The organism is Gallibacter sp. Marseille-QA0791 (assembly GCF_965119705.1).
In the GTDB taxonomy this organism is placed as follows: domain Bacteria; phylum Bacillota; class Clostridia; order Peptostreptococcales; family Anaerovoracaceae; genus Lentihominibacter; species Lentihominibacter excrementipullorum.
The window spans coordinates 224,345-240,493 of record NZ_CBCPMH010000001.1 but is presented as its reverse complement, the minus strand read 5'-3'; the positions used below and the strand labels follow the sequence as shown (position 1 = coordinate 240,493).

General features: G+C 52.0%; 11 protein-coding genes. 1 reads left to right on the top strand and 10 read right to left on the bottom strand.

What is annotated here, in order from left to right; all coding sequences use genetic code 11:
- Positions 1–61 precede the first annotated feature (61 nt).
- The 5 genes from ACQY69_RS01190 to ACQY69_RS01170 form a co-directional block, all read right to left on the bottom strand.
- On the bottom strand, positions 62–3,574 hold the full coding sequence (locus tag ACQY69_RS01190) for an FAD-dependent oxidoreductase (protein WP_428257929.1): 3,513 nt from the start codon (positions 3,572–3,574) through the stop codon (positions 62–64).
- Between the two features lie 16 nt (positions 3,575–3,590).
- Positions 3,591–5,339 carry an NADH-ubiquinone oxidoreductase-F iron-sulfur binding region domain-containing protein gene (locus ACQY69_RS01185; RefSeq protein WP_428257928.1) on the bottom strand — a complete coding sequence of 583 codons (1,749 nt, stop codon included), beginning with the start codon at positions 5,337–5,339 and terminating at the stop codon, positions 3,591–3,593.
- Positions 5,340–5,350: 11 nt separating this feature from the next.
- Positions 5,351–5,869, bottom strand: coding sequence for an NADH-quinone oxidoreductase subunit NuoE (gene nuoE / locus ACQY69_RS01180; RefSeq protein ID WP_428257926.1), 519 nt, complete (start codon positions 5,867–5,869; stop codon positions 5,351–5,353).
- Between the two features lie 119 nt (positions 5,870–5,988).
- Positions 5,989–7,059, bottom strand: coding sequence for a DNA polymerase III subunit delta (gene holA, locus ACQY69_RS01175; RefSeq protein ID WP_428257924.1), 1,071 nt, complete (start codon positions 7,057–7,059; stop codon positions 5,989–5,991).
- A gap of 15 nt (positions 7,060–7,074) precedes the next feature.
- Entirely contained in the window at positions 7,075–9,456 is a 2,382-nt protein-coding gene (locus tag ACQY69_RS01170; RefSeq protein ID WP_428257922.1) for a ComEC/Rec2 family competence protein, read from the bottom strand.
- A gap of 163 nt (positions 9,457–9,619) precedes the next feature.
- Between ACQY69_RS01170 and ACQY69_RS01165 the strand changes: the two genes are divergently transcribed.
- Positions 9,620–12,556, top strand: coding sequence for a transglycosylase domain-containing protein (locus ACQY69_RS01165; RefSeq protein WP_428257921.1), 2,937 nt, complete (start codon positions 9,620–9,622; stop codon positions 12,554–12,556).
- A 94-nt stretch (positions 12,557–12,650) separates the two neighbouring features.
- On the opposite strand, the gene spoVAE is transcribed toward ACQY69_RS01165, so the two are convergent.
- The 5 genes from spoVAE to ACQY69_RS01140 all read right to left on the bottom strand — a co-directional run bounded on the left by spoVAE (position 12,651) and on the right by ACQY69_RS01140 (position 16,145).
- Positions 12,651–13,007 (bottom strand): stage V sporulation protein AE, encoded by a 357-nt coding sequence (gene spoVAE / locus ACQY69_RS01160; RefSeq protein WP_428257919.1) that lies wholly within the window; start codon positions 13,005–13,007, stop codon positions 12,651–12,653.
- A gap of 13 nt (positions 13,008–13,020) precedes the next feature.
- Positions 13,021–14,094, bottom strand: coding sequence for a stage V sporulation protein AD (gene spoVAD, locus ACQY69_RS01155; protein WP_428257917.1), 1,074 nt, complete (start codon positions 14,092–14,094; stop codon positions 13,021–13,023).
- Between the two features lie 9 nt (positions 14,095–14,103).
- A complete protein-coding gene (locus ACQY69_RS01150) occupies positions 14,104–14,640 on the bottom strand; it encodes a SpoVA/SpoVAEb family sporulation membrane protein (RefSeq protein WP_428257915.1) in 537 nt (178 codons plus the stop codon).
- Positions 14,641–14,820: 180 nt separating this feature from the next.
- Positions 14,821–15,309, bottom strand: a complete 489-nt coding sequence (locus tag ACQY69_RS01145; protein ID WP_428260985.1) for a pyridoxamine 5'-phosphate oxidase family protein — start codon at positions 15,307–15,309, stop codon at positions 14,821–14,823.
- Between the two features lie 14 nt (positions 15,310–15,323).
- Positions 15,324–16,145, bottom strand: coding sequence for an urease accessory protein UreD (locus ACQY69_RS01140; protein ID WP_428257914.1), 822 nt, complete (start codon positions 16,143–16,145; stop codon positions 15,324–15,326).
- Positions 16,146–16,149: the final 4 nt, after the last annotated feature.

The following is a 16,149-nucleotide window of genomic DNA, read 5'->3' as shown; positions in this document are numbered from 1 at the left end:
GTCGACCGAGGAACAGCCCCTTGACTGTTATTATTCTCTTTTACCACCAGCGGATATTATCCTACGCAGTCGGATTTGCCGCTTTCGGCAGTCTCTCCACGATGACGTTCATCAGGCTGTCAGTGCATGCCACAGGATCAGCGAACTTGCCATCTCCTACGGCTACCAGCCCGGCGTCTTCCGCAGGTGTGAGAACACCTCCATATACTTCATCCAATTGAGCATATCTATAAGCAGGCACAGTATCGTTCATTTCCTCAGAAATATCCTCAGTGTCCTCCCAGTCGTGATCCACCTCGAATACGTGAGCGATCTCCGCTGCAACTTCCCAGTTGCTGAGGGCAACTCCTTCATCTATAGCGGCCAGTACCAGCTGCATCCTTCTCTCAGTGTTTGTAAAGGTACCATCCGTGGACGCGAAACCAGTTCCCGGTATCACCACGTCGGCCTTTGCAGCCAGAGCAGTCATGTGAGTGTCACATACTGCCAGGAATTCGAGGGCATCTGTATCGATGTCAGCTTCCTCGCCGAATACCACCAGTGCCTTCACGCCTTCCAGCGCCTCGGCTCCATCCGTGATACCCATATCGATGAGACCCTGAGAGTTGTTCTTTGCCTTCACCTGAAGGATACCGTCTCTAGGGCTTCCGATATGGCCGCTGACCATAGCGATATCAGCCAGCAAAGCAGCTGCGTCAGTAGTTATCACATTCTGTGTGAACACGATCATAGCCTTCCTGGCGCCCATGTACATGTCAGCTATCTCCTTGGCTTCCTCGCTTACAGTCACATCCTTGAGGCTGGCTGCGAACTCATCGTATCCGGCGATATCCTTGCCCTTGCCGCTGTCGACGATGGCCTTTGCGATGGCTTTCACGAATCCCAGATCGTTCGGCGTGTAGATTTCCTTAGCCAGGTAAGGCATATTCATCTGTTCGAAGCCTTCAGGGTTCACGAGAACTACCTGTGCTCCCCTTTCTGCCGCCTGCTTCATCTTCAGCTGTATAACAGGATTGTTTGTGGCGTTGAAGCCTACAGCCAGTATCAGCTCCGTCGAAAGCAGTTCGTCTATCGTATTAGGCGAAGCGTCGTGTCCGATGACCTGAGCTATACCGCTCTTCCTGTTGTTCATGCAGAATATCCTGGCGCCCATGGCTTCAGCCATCTTCTTTATGGCATATGCTTCTTCATTGGTGTATCGGTCAGAAACAGAAACACCGATAGTGTCCTTACCATATCTGGCTCCGACTGACTGACACTTCTTGGCTATCATCACCAGAGCCTCGTGATAATCCGCTTCTCTGAAACCTTCCACATCTTTGATGAGAGGCTCTTCCAGCTTGTCTTCCAGCATAGCGCAGTCGAATCCCCACTTGCCTTTGCCGCAAGCCAGTCCGGCGTTGACAGTCCCTTCCTTATCAGGATTGGCCTTTATCAGCATATCGCCGCAGCTTTCCAGCTTCAGGCTGCATCCTACCGAACAGAAGGAGCATGTGGTGTCTGTCTCTACAGTATCCACAGGAGTCTCCTTTATCATGGTAGTCCTCTCCTGGAGAGCTCCCGTAGGGCATACGCTGACACACTGACCACAGGAAATGCATCCCGATTCGATCAGCGGCTTCTCCATGTTAGGCATTACGACAGTATCGAATCCTCTGTTTACGAGACCAAGAGCTCCAACGCCCATCACCTCGTCGCACACTCTCACGCAGAGGCCGCAGAGTATACACTTGTTAGGGTCTCTCACGATGAACGGATGATCGTCCTCGTATTCTGTAGTATGCTTGTCGCCGTCGAACCTCTCAGGATGTACGTCGTACTGATGAGCCAGATCTATCAGCTTGCACTCGAAGTAATCGTGGCATCCGCACTCGAGACATCTGGAGGCCTCCGCTTCGGCCTGCTCGGCAGTATATCCGTCAGGGATCACCTCGCTGAAGTTGTCCCTTCTCTCCTCAGGACTCAGCTGAGGCATCTCAGGTCTGCACATCCTCTCTCTGTCTTCGAATGTCTTCTCCGTTATATCGTCTCTCTGGACGAAGTAAGGCTTTTCATACTTCACCTTTTCTCCGTAGAGATAAGCGTCTATTATCTCGGAAGCCTTCTTGGCGTCGGCGATGGCTTCAACAGCGATAGAGATCTTGTCGTTACCGCAGTCTCCGCCGGCAAATACGCCAGGGATGCTGGTCATGAATGTATCCTTGTCGTAGGCGATGGCGTTCTTTCTGGTCTTGTCACAGTCGAAGATCTCAGCGTCTACAGCCTGACCGATGGCCAGTATCATGGTGTCGATGGCGACAGTCTCGGTCTTTCCTTCCACCGGAACAGGTCTCCTTCTTCCCGACTCATCAGGCTCGCCCAGCTCCATCACCTGGAGTACGACTTCCTTGACGTGGCCGTTCTCGTCCTTGATGACTTCCAGAGGGTTCCTCAGGTTCTTGAAGATAACGCCTTCTTCCTCGGCCTCTTCGATCTCCACCATGTCGGCAGGCATCTCGTCCTTGGTCCTTCTGTAGATGTTGTATACTTCCTTGGCTCCCAGCCTTACAGCCGTCCTGCAGGCATCCATGGCGGTGTTTCCGCCGCCGACGATGGCCACCTTCTCGCCAAGCTCTATCTCTTCGTTCCTTACGACCTTCCTCAGCAGGTCTATACCGCCGATGACGCCTTCAGCATCCTCACCTTTGCATCCCACACCGGTGGATATCCATGCTCCGATACCTATCAGCACGGCATCGAAATCTTCCCTTATAGTCTCGAACGGGATATCCTTGCCTATCTTGGTGTCGGTGATTATCTCAGCGCCCATCTTCTGTATCGTCAATATCTCGTCATCCAGCACTTCCTTAGGAAGTCTGTACTCAGGGATACCGTATCTCAGCATACCGCCTGCCTTAGGCATGGCTTCGAAGATGGTAACCGCGTGGCCCTTCTGCCTCAGGAAATATGCGGCGGAAAGTCCCAGCGGACCGCCGCCGATGATGGCAACGCTCTTGCCCGTATCAGGCTCACACTCAGGTATGAAAGCGTCCTCGCTCATCAGATCCTGATCGGCCGCGAATCTCTTGAGCCACTGTATGGAGATCGGCTCGTCGATGAGGCCTCTCCTGCATTCGTCTTCACAAGGATGCGGACATACTCTTCCCAGCGATGCAGGGAGAGGGATCTTGTCCTTCACCAGCTCCAGCGCCGCTTCATACTCGCCGTTGGCGATGAGCCCCACATAGCCCTGGCAATCTGTCTGAGCGGGACATGCCAGCACACAAGGCGGTCTGCAGTCTCCCACGTGATTGGAAAGCAGCAGCTCCAGATTGGTCTTCCTCGATTCAATTACCCTCTCCGTATTGGTCCTGATGACCATACCAGGGGCTATCTCCGTGGCGCATGCCTTGCAAAGCTTAGGGTTTCCCTCCACCTCGCACATGCATATGCCGCAGGAGCCGTATATCTTCGTTCTTTCGTCGTAACAGAGAGTAGGAATGAAAATGTCGTTTTCTCTGGCGACTTCAAGAATAGTCTGTCCCGGAACACCGGTGACTTCTTTTCCGTTTATATTAAGTCTGAACTTGTTCATCTTTCTTCCACCTCCCTTATTTCTTCTCTATCGCGCCAAAGTTGCATGTCTCAAGACATTTGCCGCACTTGATGCACTTGGTCTGGTCTATGACGTGCTTTTCCTTCACGCTGCCGGAAATAGCGTCCACCGGACATTTCTTTGCGCACAGGGTGCAGCCTTTACAATCATCGGTGATAGTGTAAGTGATAAGGGCTTTGCATGATCCCGCAGTACACTTCTTGTTGTAAATATGGTCTTCATATTCGTTTCTGAAATATTTCAGCGTCGTCAGGACAGGGTTAGGGGCAGTCTGACCCAGGCCGCACATGGAGCCATCCTTTATCTTCATGGCCAGCTCTTCCAGCAGTTCTATATCTCCGTCCTTGCCTTCGCCATTGGTTATCCTCTCCAGGATCTCCAGCATTCTCTTGGTCCCTATCCTGCAATAGTTGCACTTGCCGCAGGACTCATCCCGCGTAAAGTTGAGGAAGTATCTGGCCATATCCACCATGCAGGTATCCTCGTCCATTACTATCATACCGCCGGAGCCTACGATGGCGCCTGTCTTGTTGATATCCTCATACGTTACAGGAGTGTCTATCAGCTCCGCAGGGATACATCCGCCGGAAGGTCCTCCCATCTGTACGGCCTTGAACTTCCTGTCGTTCTTGATGCCGCCGCCGATACCGTAGATGACGTCTCTCAGCGTAAGTCCCATAGGAACTTCCACAAGGCCGCCCTTCTTTATCTTTCCGGCCAGCGCGAATACCTTGGTTCCCTTGCTCTTCTCGGTTCCCATGGCTCCGAAGGCTGCTCCGCCGTTGTAGATGATCCACGGTACGTTGGCCAGCGTCTCAACGTTATTTATATCGGTAGGCTTCTGCCAGAAGCCCTTCGCCGCAGGGAAAGGAGGCTTCAGTCTAGGCATACCTCTCTCGCCTTCCAGGGACGCTATCAGCGCCGTTTCCTCTCCGCATACGAATGCTCCTGCTCCCGCTTTGATATATATATCGAAATCGAAACCCGAATCGAATATGTTCTTTCCGAGGAATCCTTTTTCCCTGGCCTGCGCCATAGCTATCTCCAGCCTCTTGATGGCCAGAGGATACTCGGCACGACAGTATATGACACCCTGGCTGGCGCCCATGGCGTATCCGCCTATTATCATACCTTCCAGCAGGGAATGAGGGTCGCCCTCCAGGACCGACCTGTCCATGAACGCGCCCGGGTCTCCCTCGTCGGCATTACATACCAGATATTTCTCATTTCCCGGGCTCTGCTTTGCCGCATTCCACTTGAACCATGTAGGGAACCCTGCGCCGCCTCTGCCCCTGAGGCCCGATATCTTTATCTCCTCGATTACTTCCTCAGGCGTCATGGAAGTCAGGACCTTCTCTATGGCCTTGTATCCGTCAGCCGCGATATATTCATCGATGTTCTCAGGATTTATCACGCCGCAGTTCCTCAGCACTACTCTCTGCTGCTTTTCCACGAACTGCTTGTCTTCGTCGGATATGGCGTATTCCTCCGAGACCTTCTTTTCAACGAGGTGATCCTCGACAATCTTCTCGACCTTGTCAGGCTGTACCTTGACATATCTCGTCATGCCTCCGTCATCATCGTAAATATCGACGATAGGCTCCAGATAGCATGTCCCCACGCATCCGGTGATATCCACCTTCACGTCCAGGTTCCTGTCAGCTATCTGTTTTTCGAATTCGGTAGCCGTCTTCTTGGCGCCTGTAGCGACACCACAGCTTCCCTGTCCAATTACTACTTTCATTTCGTTACCTCCTACGCTCTTTCCCTGATCTCGGAAAGGATCTGCTTAACGGAATCCTTTGTAAGGTTACCGTATGTTTCGTCGCCTTCCTCGCTCTTTACCATCATGACCGGCGCCAGTGAACAGCAGCCGAGACATGCCACATTGTTCAAGGTGAAAAGTCCGTCTTCCGTCGTCTCCCCATCCTTGATGTCGAGATGCTCGCATACGGCTTCTTCTATCATCTCCGAACCGTTTACATGACATGCGGTCCCCTGACACAGCATTATCAGGTACTTACCGATTGGTTTGAGTCTGAACTGCGCGTAAAACGTAGCTACTCCATAGATTTTTGCAGGCTTAATACCAGTGACTTCGGATATGTAGTTTATGGCGTCCATGGAAAGGTAGCCATATATGTCCTGAGTCTTTTGCAAAATAGTGATCAAACTACCCGGTACCTTTGCGTACTGCTCCAATACGGGAGCCAGATCCTTAAACTGTGCTTCCCTGTTTTTTGAGCAATCGCAATTACAACTTTTTTCACTCATTTCAGTTCCTCCTGTAAATCTACTAGCTAGATTCAGAATGCGCCTGATCGCGCATAACCTAACATTTTAATATTATCAAACCTGAGGATGAAAAGCAATATAGTAAATATATTACAACCTTAAAGTCTCGCTATGAAATATTCCAGCGCAAGATCGTCATCCATCAGTCCGGTCTTGATGTTCTCGTCCACCTCATAAGCCGCCGACAGCGCCTTCCTCAGATCCTCCATCGAATAAAGCCCTGTCACCGCCATCGCCTTTTTTACCCTGAACTGATGGACTCCCAACGTCTTCTGCATATGGACCAGCGTCTTTCCTTCATCCTTCATCTCCTTCACCGACAGAATCAGTTCCAGCTGGCCCGTTATCAGTCTCAGCAGATTGTATACGGGAGTCCCTGAATCCAGGAGATTATGAAGCAGTCTGAAAGCTTCGTCCTTTCTGTTGCGTCCTATAGCGTCCAGCATGGCGAATACATTGTTCTCAGGGCTCACAGAAATGATCCCCCGTACGTCGTCGACAGTGATCTCTACGGCCTTTCCGCTGTGAGCGATGATCTTTCTCAGATCGTTTTCCAGATTGTACAGACCGTAATCCACTGCCTTGTTCCCATAGCCGCTCTCCGACATTATCAGCGCCACGACGGAATTCGAAAAGCTTTTTCCCGCCGATCTGAACCGCTTTTCTATGAAGCTTCTCAGCTGACCGTCCCTCAGCGGCTGAAAATCGTAAACCTTCCCGTATTTTTCTACGGCCGTCCGCACTTTTCCTTTCTTTACCTTTCCTTCTTTCGGATCTGCGGCCGTCATGATCAACATGCTCCCTTCCGGGATGTCTGCCAGATACTCCGTCAAAGTTTTTATGTCTGCCTGAGAAAAGCCCTTCATTTCCTTCCCTGCCGCAGGAGCGAAATCCGGCAGCAAGACCACTTTACGCTCCGACATCAGACTCAATGTCTCCAGTCCCTCGATGATGTTGTCGATGGTTGCCTGTTCTCCTTCCAAAGTCACCAGATCTATAGCTCTGCACGCCTCGGACACGTATTTTCTTATCAACGCGTCAGCATACCACTCTATCAGATATTCCTCACTTCCGCAGAGCAAAACGAGAGGAGGGATTCTTCCCTCCTTCATATCCCTGCCTATGGTCACGAAAGCGTGTTCCTTCTCTCTGTAATGATCCGCTGCCATCGTCCTACCTTCCTTTTATCGTTTTTGCTGTCGTTGCCTCACTGTCATGACGCGAGTCCCGCCGTCTTTCGTAAACTCAAAAGCCACAGCTCCGTCCTTATCGTTCCTATATACAATTATACCTTGTCCCAGGTAATTTTCAACAACACCTTTGTCGGGATGACCGAAATTGTTCTTTCCTACCTGGAACACGGCATACCGAGGCGACACCTCATCTATCAGCTTCTGACAATAGTTGTATTTGCTGCCGTGATGAGGTACCTTGAATATATCGCTTTCAAGCCTGCTGCCATGAACTGCCGCCAGTTCCTCCTGACATTCCTCATCTATATCCCCCGTCATCAGCAAGGTCTTCTCCTCCACCAGCACTCGCAGAACCAGACTGGAGCCGTTTTCGTCTTCCTCATCCTCCGCCAGTTTCCGGTATTCCGGCTCTGTCCTCCTGTCAGGCCACAAGACCTCTACCCCCACATTCTCCGAAAGCTTCACCGTCTGCCCGCCATAAAGATATGTCAGCTGACCGGCATCCAGCCCTGTCTCCTCCAACACCTGTTCTTCTTTTATTCTATTCCCTTCGTACAGGAACAGTCTGTCGGCCATCCCTTCACCACACAGCTCCGCCGCTCCCCGGTAATGGTCGGTGTGAAGATGAGTGACAAAGATCCCATCCAGTTTCCTTACGCCATTCTTCAGCAGATAAGGCTTCAGCACCTGCTTCCCGACACTGTATCCCATGCTCCCGCCTCCGTCGATCATGTAATTGCTCCCGTCCTCAGTCCTTATATGCAGGCAGTCGCCCTGCCCTACATCCACGAAGACCGCCCGCGCCCTTCCGAAGTCATCGCCGCAGGCTCCTCCCAGAGCTATGGCACCCGCCGTCACGACCGCCGCCAGAAAAATTATCGTTTTTCTCTTTCGCCTCATGAAAAGCAGTCGGCCATCTTCCCTGAGAAACACCGCCAGCAACAGGTAATAGATCATCAGGAAACTGATATCCGGACTGGTGACCGTGAACACGGTCACTCCGTCCACCGTCGTGACACTGTTGAGTGCCGCCATCATCCGGCACAGCCCTCCTGTCATCTCCGCCATAAGAGAAAACAGCGTCCCGGAAACTCCAGAGACTGCCATCGAGATCAGCCCCAGAGGGACCACCAGTCCTGAGATGAACACGATGGGCACATTGACCACGACAGCTCCCAGCGATACATAATTGAACATATAGGCCGTATAAGGAAGCAGCCCTGCCTGGACCGCTGCCCCCGACAGGAAGACGCCACTGTAAAACCGCTTCACGACAGGCATCACTACCGCTATGGAGAGAATAGCCATAAAAGACATCTGGAATCCTGTGTTGAACAAAGTCATAGGGTTGGAGGCCATCATCGACAGTCCGGCCAGATATGCCGACGATTCCAGATCATATCGTTTGTTCTTCACCTTTGCCAGCAGGTGGAGGCCCACCATAAATACAGCTCTCACCACAGGAGGCGAAAAAGAAGCCATTACCATATAACAGCCGAAGAACGACATGGTGAGCGCAAAGTAAAGATATCCCTTCCTCCATATCCATATCCTGGAGATGATGCCGTATATCAACCCTATATGAAGTCCGCTGACCGACAATATATGAGCAGTCCCGTTCCGGCGGAACTCCTCCAGCGTGTCCTCATCCATCCCCTCCGTCTGCCCGAACAGCACCCCTGCGATCATGGCCGCCGTCTCTGTGCCTATCTCCCGCTCAAGGCCAAAGATGAACTCCTCTCTCAACACATGCAGCTTCCCTGTCAGCGTCCCGTAACCCGACGCTTTCGCCACCTCCATGCTGTCGGCTTGCATCACGCGTTCTATTCCTACAGTCTTCAGATAGAGTCTGTAATCAAAACATCCCGGGTTGCGTCTTCCCTGCGGCTCTTCCGCCGTCCCAAACACCCTGATCTCGTCCCCCGCGACGAGTCCTGCCGCATTGACCTTTGCGCCGGCCTTCGTCCGTTCATCGTCTATGTACAGATTCACCAGGATCTTCTCACGAGCTTTGACGGCCTTCCCGTTCACATCTTTCACCAACAACGTCACAGCGATCTTCACCGTATCATCGTCCTGCCGCTTCTCTTCTGCCTGCAGCACCCTTCCCAGGACCTGCACAGACCTTCCTTCCGGAACCTCCGATCCCCCATTCACAGCACTGTAGATACAGAAATTAGCGGTTCCCGCGACGTATGCCACAGCCAGCAGCACGACTGCGGAACTCCTCTTCCCGGCTCTATCCCGCCATATAAGGATGAAAGCCCCGAAAATCAACGACAAGGCCAGTGCTATGCCTGTCCCCATATGATATGCGACTGCTGTTGACGCTGAAACAGCCGCCGCTATGTAAAAAAGTGGCCTTCTGACCATGATCACCGCCTCTTTTCAAACCTTTAAATCCCTTTTATGTAATTTTATTCCATTAAATCATTTTTGTCAAGGTACTGTGAAAGTTCTTCTATTTTCTTTTACTTTTCATTTTTTTAATGATATAATTATTTCGATTAATTCAAATTGCTAGGAGGAAGGGATCTTGTCAGATAAACGCAACGATAACAACAAACATGACGATATAAATGAGTTTTTCGCTCAGTTCGATCAGGCTACGGTCGATCAGAACAGGCGCAAGCAAAGTGGCAGCTCATCTGCGGACGCTGCGGGAAGGTCCGGCAGGGGCAACGCGTCTCGAAGCGGCTCCCGCCCCGGGACACGAAGCCGCAGAAACGCCGGTGCCGCGTCAGAATCATCAGGCAAAACCCGCAGAAAGGGCGGTCTTACAGCCGCCGCATCGCGAAAGAAGCAGGGCGGCAGTAAGAAAGCAAAAGCATCCGGCGGTAAATACACATGGCTCAAAGCTGCCGGCCTCATCTGCCTGGGACTCATCCTGGGCGTAGGTATCTATGTAGGGGTCATATTCATGACAGCGCCTGAGGTAGACACCAACAACATCTATTCCATGCTGAACCAGCGTTCCGTAATGTACGATGCCGACGGCAATGAGATCGATAATCTGTATTTTTCCGACGGCAACAGGACTATCGTCGATTATGAGGATATGCCGGAAGATCTGGTAAACGCCGTCGTGTCTATAGAAGACAATAATTTCTGGTCTCACAACGGATTCAACTTCGTCAGGATGATAGGGGCCGTGAGAGACAGCATCTTCGGCGGAGGACAGATAAGCGGTACAAGCACCATAACCCAGCAGCTGGCACGAAACGTATATCTGTCGGAGATAAAGAGCCAGAGGAGCCTCAACCGAAAGATATCAGAGGCTTATTGTACCATCGTGCTGGAAAAGAACCTCACAAAAGAAGAGATAATGGAAGCATACCTGAACACCATCTATCTGGGGTTCAATTCATACGGTGTCCAGGCAGCATCCCAGGCATATTTTTCCAAGAATGTCCAGGATCTCAACACACTGGAATGCGCGGCGCTCGCTGCTCTTCCGCAGTCGCCTGACACCTACTCCATCATTGTAGCCGATTACGAAGGCAGCACGACCTCCTCCCTGCCTACTGTGGCCAGTACCGATTCGGCCACATACCTGTACAATGGGGATATATCCAAGGACAGGCGTGATATGGTCCTTCGGAACATGGAGCGCGAAGGCTATATAACAGAAGATGAGATGAACCAATGGCTGAGCGATGACCTTCGCAATTACATAAAGGTAGGAGTCTCATCCAGTGACAGCATGTCCTCCTATTTCACCGACTACGTCGTCGAACAGCTTACGGACGACATCGTCTCTGAGTATGGGGTGGATCAGGCTACCGCTCAGGACATGATATATACGGGAGGGCTTCAGATATACACTACTCTCGACTCCAGGATCCAGTCCATAGTCGAGGAGGAATTCGACGACCCTGACAACTTCGCCGGAGTCGCTTACGTGAGGACCAACAGCGACGGAGCACTGCTCAGCGACAGCGGTGAAGTGCTGCTGTACGATTATTCCCACTACTTCAACGATGAAGATCAGTTCGTTCTCTCCAGCGACGAGTACACCATGGAAAGCGACGGAAGTATGAAAATACTTGCCGGTAACAGACTGAACATATACGAAACCGAAGTCAACGGCGAACCTGATGTCAGCATAGAGTTCAAGGGCATGTATGTCAATGAAGACGGCATTTTCTACTTCATAGAAAGCGGCGCCCTCTCTATCCCTCAGGGCTACAAAACTGTCGACGGTGACGGGAACGCCGTGATATCGGCTCAGTTCTTCGAGGACTATCCTGATTTCTTCGTCGCCAGCGGAGACAGCTATGTAGTCTCCAGCAACAACTACAGTCTCAAACAGCGAACCCGCCAGCCGCAGGCCGCTACGGTCATCATGGAGAACTCTACGGGAGAGATAAAAGCCATGATGGGAGGCCGGGGCACGACCGGCGAACAGCTCTTCAACAGAGCGACCAGCACCAGGCAGCCTGGTTCCTCGATCAAGCCTATCGCCGTGTACGGCCCGGGGCTGCAGATGAGCTACGAGTACGAACGGGACGGCAGGACCATGACCTTGGACAACAGCGACGGAAGTAACTGGGGCGACTACATCACAGCCGGCAGCATAATAAACGATTCACCGATAAACCTCAACGGCAGTTCGTGGCCTAAGAATGCCTACTCGGGATATCGAGGCCAAATGACTCTCCGCAGAGCGGTCCAGCAGTCGGTAAATACCTGCGCCGTTAAGACATTCCAGCAAGTAGGTGCCGATTACTCAGTCTCGATGCTGAAAAAGGTAGGTATCACCTCCGTTGATGAAGAAGGTGAAGTAAACGATCTCAATCCTGCTGCTCTGGCTCTGGGAGGTATGACCAACGGTATCTCTCCGCTGGAGCTGACAGCAGCATACGCTGTTTTCCCTAACGGCGGTGAATACAAAGAACCGATATGCTACACCAGAGTCCTCAATTCGGAAGATGAAGTCCTGTTCGAAAAGACTTCCGAAAGCGAACAGGTATACGATGAAGGCGTGGCATGGATAATGACCGACATACTCCGCACCGTAGTTACGCAGGGTATCGGTAGCAGTGCCGCCATCGGCTCACAGCCTGTCGGCGGTAAAACAGGTACTACCGACAACAACTACGACGCCTGGTTCTCCGGCTTCACGCCGCAGTACACTATGGCTCTGTGGATGGGTAATGACGTCAATATAGAGCTCACCTCCGGCAGTGCCATGTCGGCCAGATTCTGGTCGGCCATCATGAGCAGAGTCTGCGAAGGACTCCCTACCGAATCCTTCCGCGACAGGCCGGACAATGTAATAAGCACAGGAGGAGAATACTACACCGAAGGTACTTATTCGAGAGTCAGTCTGACACCTTCGACGACAGCGCCGGAATCGACGACGGCGGCTCCGACTACCGAAGCTCCGCCTACCGAAGCTCCGACAGTACCTACAACAGGATCTTCTTCCGACTCCGGCACGGATCCTACGGTGCCATCCACGGAGAATTGATGGAAGAAGATATGACGATAATGCGAAAGAGCCCGCGGCGCTGGGATATCCCGGTGCCGTGGGCCTTTTATTTTTATCGGCTTTATCAGATCATTTATCTTACAGACTTCGGATTGAATATGACAGCCATCAGATATCCCCATCCTATGGCTACTGATATCCCTCCCGCAGCGGCCTTCACTCCCCCTGTCAGAGCCTCCAGAAGTCCCTGCTCCGCGCCTTCCATAGCGCCTCTTGCCAGATTGTAACCGAATCCGGGAAGCGGCACTCTCGCTCCTGTGGCGGCGAACTCCACCAGGTGCTCATACAGGCCTAATGCCTGCAGTACAGCTCCGGCGCTCACCAGAAGCACCAGCACCCGGGGAGCTGTCAGCTTAGTGGCATCCATCAATATCTGTCCTACGACACATATGGCACCGCCTGTCAAAAATGCATATAGATACTCCATCATTTACCTCCGCAAATCATTCCGCTTCCATGGAAATAGCATGCGCTATCCCCGGTATGGATTCGCCCTGGAACGGACTTATGGTAGACAACATAGCCCCTGTAGATATCAGAAGCACCCGCTTCAGCTCGCCTCTGGCCATTCTCTTGAACACGTATCCGGCAAAGACTGATGCTGAGCATCCACAGCCGCTCCCTCCACTGTGGACATCCTGCCGCTTCCCATATATCATGGCGCCACAATCATCGTACACTCTCTCCAATACCTCCGCCGATATACCTGCGTCTGTCAGAAGATCAGTGACGATATCTCTTCCTATGAACCCCAGATCTCCGGTAAGTATAGCGTCATAATAGTCCGGTGTCCTTTCCGTATCCTGCAAATGATTGAGAAGGGTATCCACGGCAGCGGGCGCCATGGCGCTCCCCATCTGGTTCGCATCCTTGACTCCGGCATCTATCACCTTGCCTATTGTCCCACTCTCCACTCTCACCTTCCTGAGCTGCTTCACATCGCCGTTCTCATCGACCTCCATCTTCTCTCCTTCATCCTCCATGGAAAGCAGCATGGCTCCCGCTGCCGTGGCTGTCCACTGGGCTGACGGAGGTCTCTGGTTGCCATGCTCCAGCGGCATCCTGAACTGTCTTTCCGCTGTACAGTAATGACTGGAAGCACCTATGATGACGTTATCGCTGTATCCTCCATCCACCAGCACAGAGCCCAACATCAGCGACTCCGTCATGGTGGAGCAGGCTCCGTACATGCCAAGGAACGGGATATGCATGTCCCTGGCCATAAAGGACGATGACATCAGCTGATTGAGAAGATCGCCGCTGAGCATGGCTCCTACCTCCTCCCTCTCCCTGCCTGCCCTGGCCATCACCTCAGTCATGGCCGTTTTCAACATTTTGCTTTCCGCCTTTTCCCATGTCTTCTCTCCGAAGGTATCGTCAGAAAGGCAGCAGTCGAACCACCCCGCCAGCGGCCCTTCCCCTTCCTTCTTCCCGCCCAGGGAATAGGAGCTTACCACATACGGTCTGTTCCTGAATATCAGCGTTTGTGTCCGCTTCTTCCTTTTTCTCTCTGTCATCGCCGCCCCCTACCATATCACGCCCACAGCCCAATAAATGAGACCAATGGCTGTAGACAACGCTATACTGGAAACAAGCACAGGCCCTGACAGAGAGAAGAGTTTTGCTCCTACCCCCAGAACGATACCTTCCTTTTTATATTCCAGCGCAGGCGCCACCATGGAATTGGCAAAACCGGTAATGGGTACGATGACACCAGCTCCCACATGCTTGCCGACAGTATCGAACCATCCCAGTCCGGTCAGGAGCTGAGCTGCCATGATGAGGATGATGACTACGCAGATACCGGCATCCTGCTCCGGTACTCCTGCCGCCATGAACTTCCGCTCCAGCCACAGCGACGCTGTGCATATCATCCCGCCTGTCGCGAAAGCCTTCAGTGAATTGAAAAAATATCGAGGTTTCGGCGTGAATCGTTCCGCATACTTCTCGTATGCCTTCGCCACATCTTTTTTCGCTACCCGACCATGCAGATCATCTGTACTGCCGCGTCCGCTCCTCTCCCCTTCGTCGGCCTTACTCTCTATTTTCCTGTTATCAGCCATGAACTATCCCTCTTTTCCAGTTAAAACTCTTCTTTCGATTATTATGCGCGGCTTATGGAAAAAAATGCGCTGCCGTCCGCATTTTACCTTCCCGCTGACCGTAGCATCAAAAAAAGGCCTGTCACATCAGACTTCCGATCCGACGCGACGGCCTCGTCTCCATGGATTGAGGGATCACCGCTACCGTGCCTCTGCGAATTCTATCGCTTCCTTCCCTGAAATATGTTCAGCGTCTACCACGAATATACACACAGCTTTCAGTTTGCCATTTATCTCTTCCATACTCCCTTCCCGATAATCGGCTGAATATTTGTCCACCAGTTTCAGCAGCGCATCCACTTTTTCCTCAGGGTCTTCGATGATCTTCGCCCTGCCAAATACGATCACGCTCCTGTAATAAGTAGTGTACTCATCCGGCACGATATGATCCGTCTCTATCACCGTGAAGGACACCTTGTCGTGCTTTTTCAACGCATCCATCTTATGCCCCGCCGGCATTCCGTGAAAATACAGTTTGCCGTCATCATAAGCATAGCTCATGGGAACGCCGTAAGGGTAATCGTCGTCACCCAGGACAGACAGGACTCCTGACGTAGTCTGCCTCAGGATATCTTCACACTGCTCTGCCGTTAGTATCTGTTTTTTGTTTCTCCTGACTTCTCTGAACATCATATCCCCTCCAATCAGTACTTCCTTATCCTCACAGGTTCCTTTCCGAGCACATCGCGTCTTATCTGCCCCCATATGTCATTGAGAGTCTCCTTGAGGGACACCATGTCACCTCCCACGAACCTGACGATCATCATGCTGTCATCTATCTTACCTGCCGCGAAAACGACATCGCCGTGAGCCTCCATGGCGTTCAGCCGCTCCGGCAAGGCGTCTTCTATCCTCTCGGCGTACACATATATGGTCCCGTTTGTCAAATGGCCTTCCATATATCCCAGCCTTTCCATGTCCGTTTCGTCAGGCTTTATATGACTGCAATCGTATATTTTCAGCTTTCCGTCCACATATATCCTCGTTCTGGAAGCGTACAGCCTGTAGTCGAACTTCTCTCCGCACGTAGCTCTTCCGGCGCTTACCATATCGGATGCTATCAGCACTGAACTTCCCGAAAGATGGAATTCGTTTTCCTGATAAGCCTCTGACATGGCGAAAGGCGCATTATGCTCCGGCAAATACTCCAGCACCGCATCTCTGCCGACAGTGATCACGTTCTCCACCCTTGCGTAGCCTTCATCCATTTTGTAGAATTTCGTATTGGACGGCGTCGTCACATATACCCTGCTTCCTTCCTCCAGGGTTATTTCCGTCAGAAGTCTGTCGTGCTGCAGGACTCCTCCGCTGGGATTCAGAAGATATATGAATGCCGTCCCGTCACTGTCCTGGTAATGAGCTCTCATGACCTGCAGCGGCAACTTATAGTACTGCTCCGCAAGATAAGTCTGCCCGTTCTTTTTCTTTCTGAACAGGAGAGATAATTCTCCGGTCGTCTTCTTCATATCC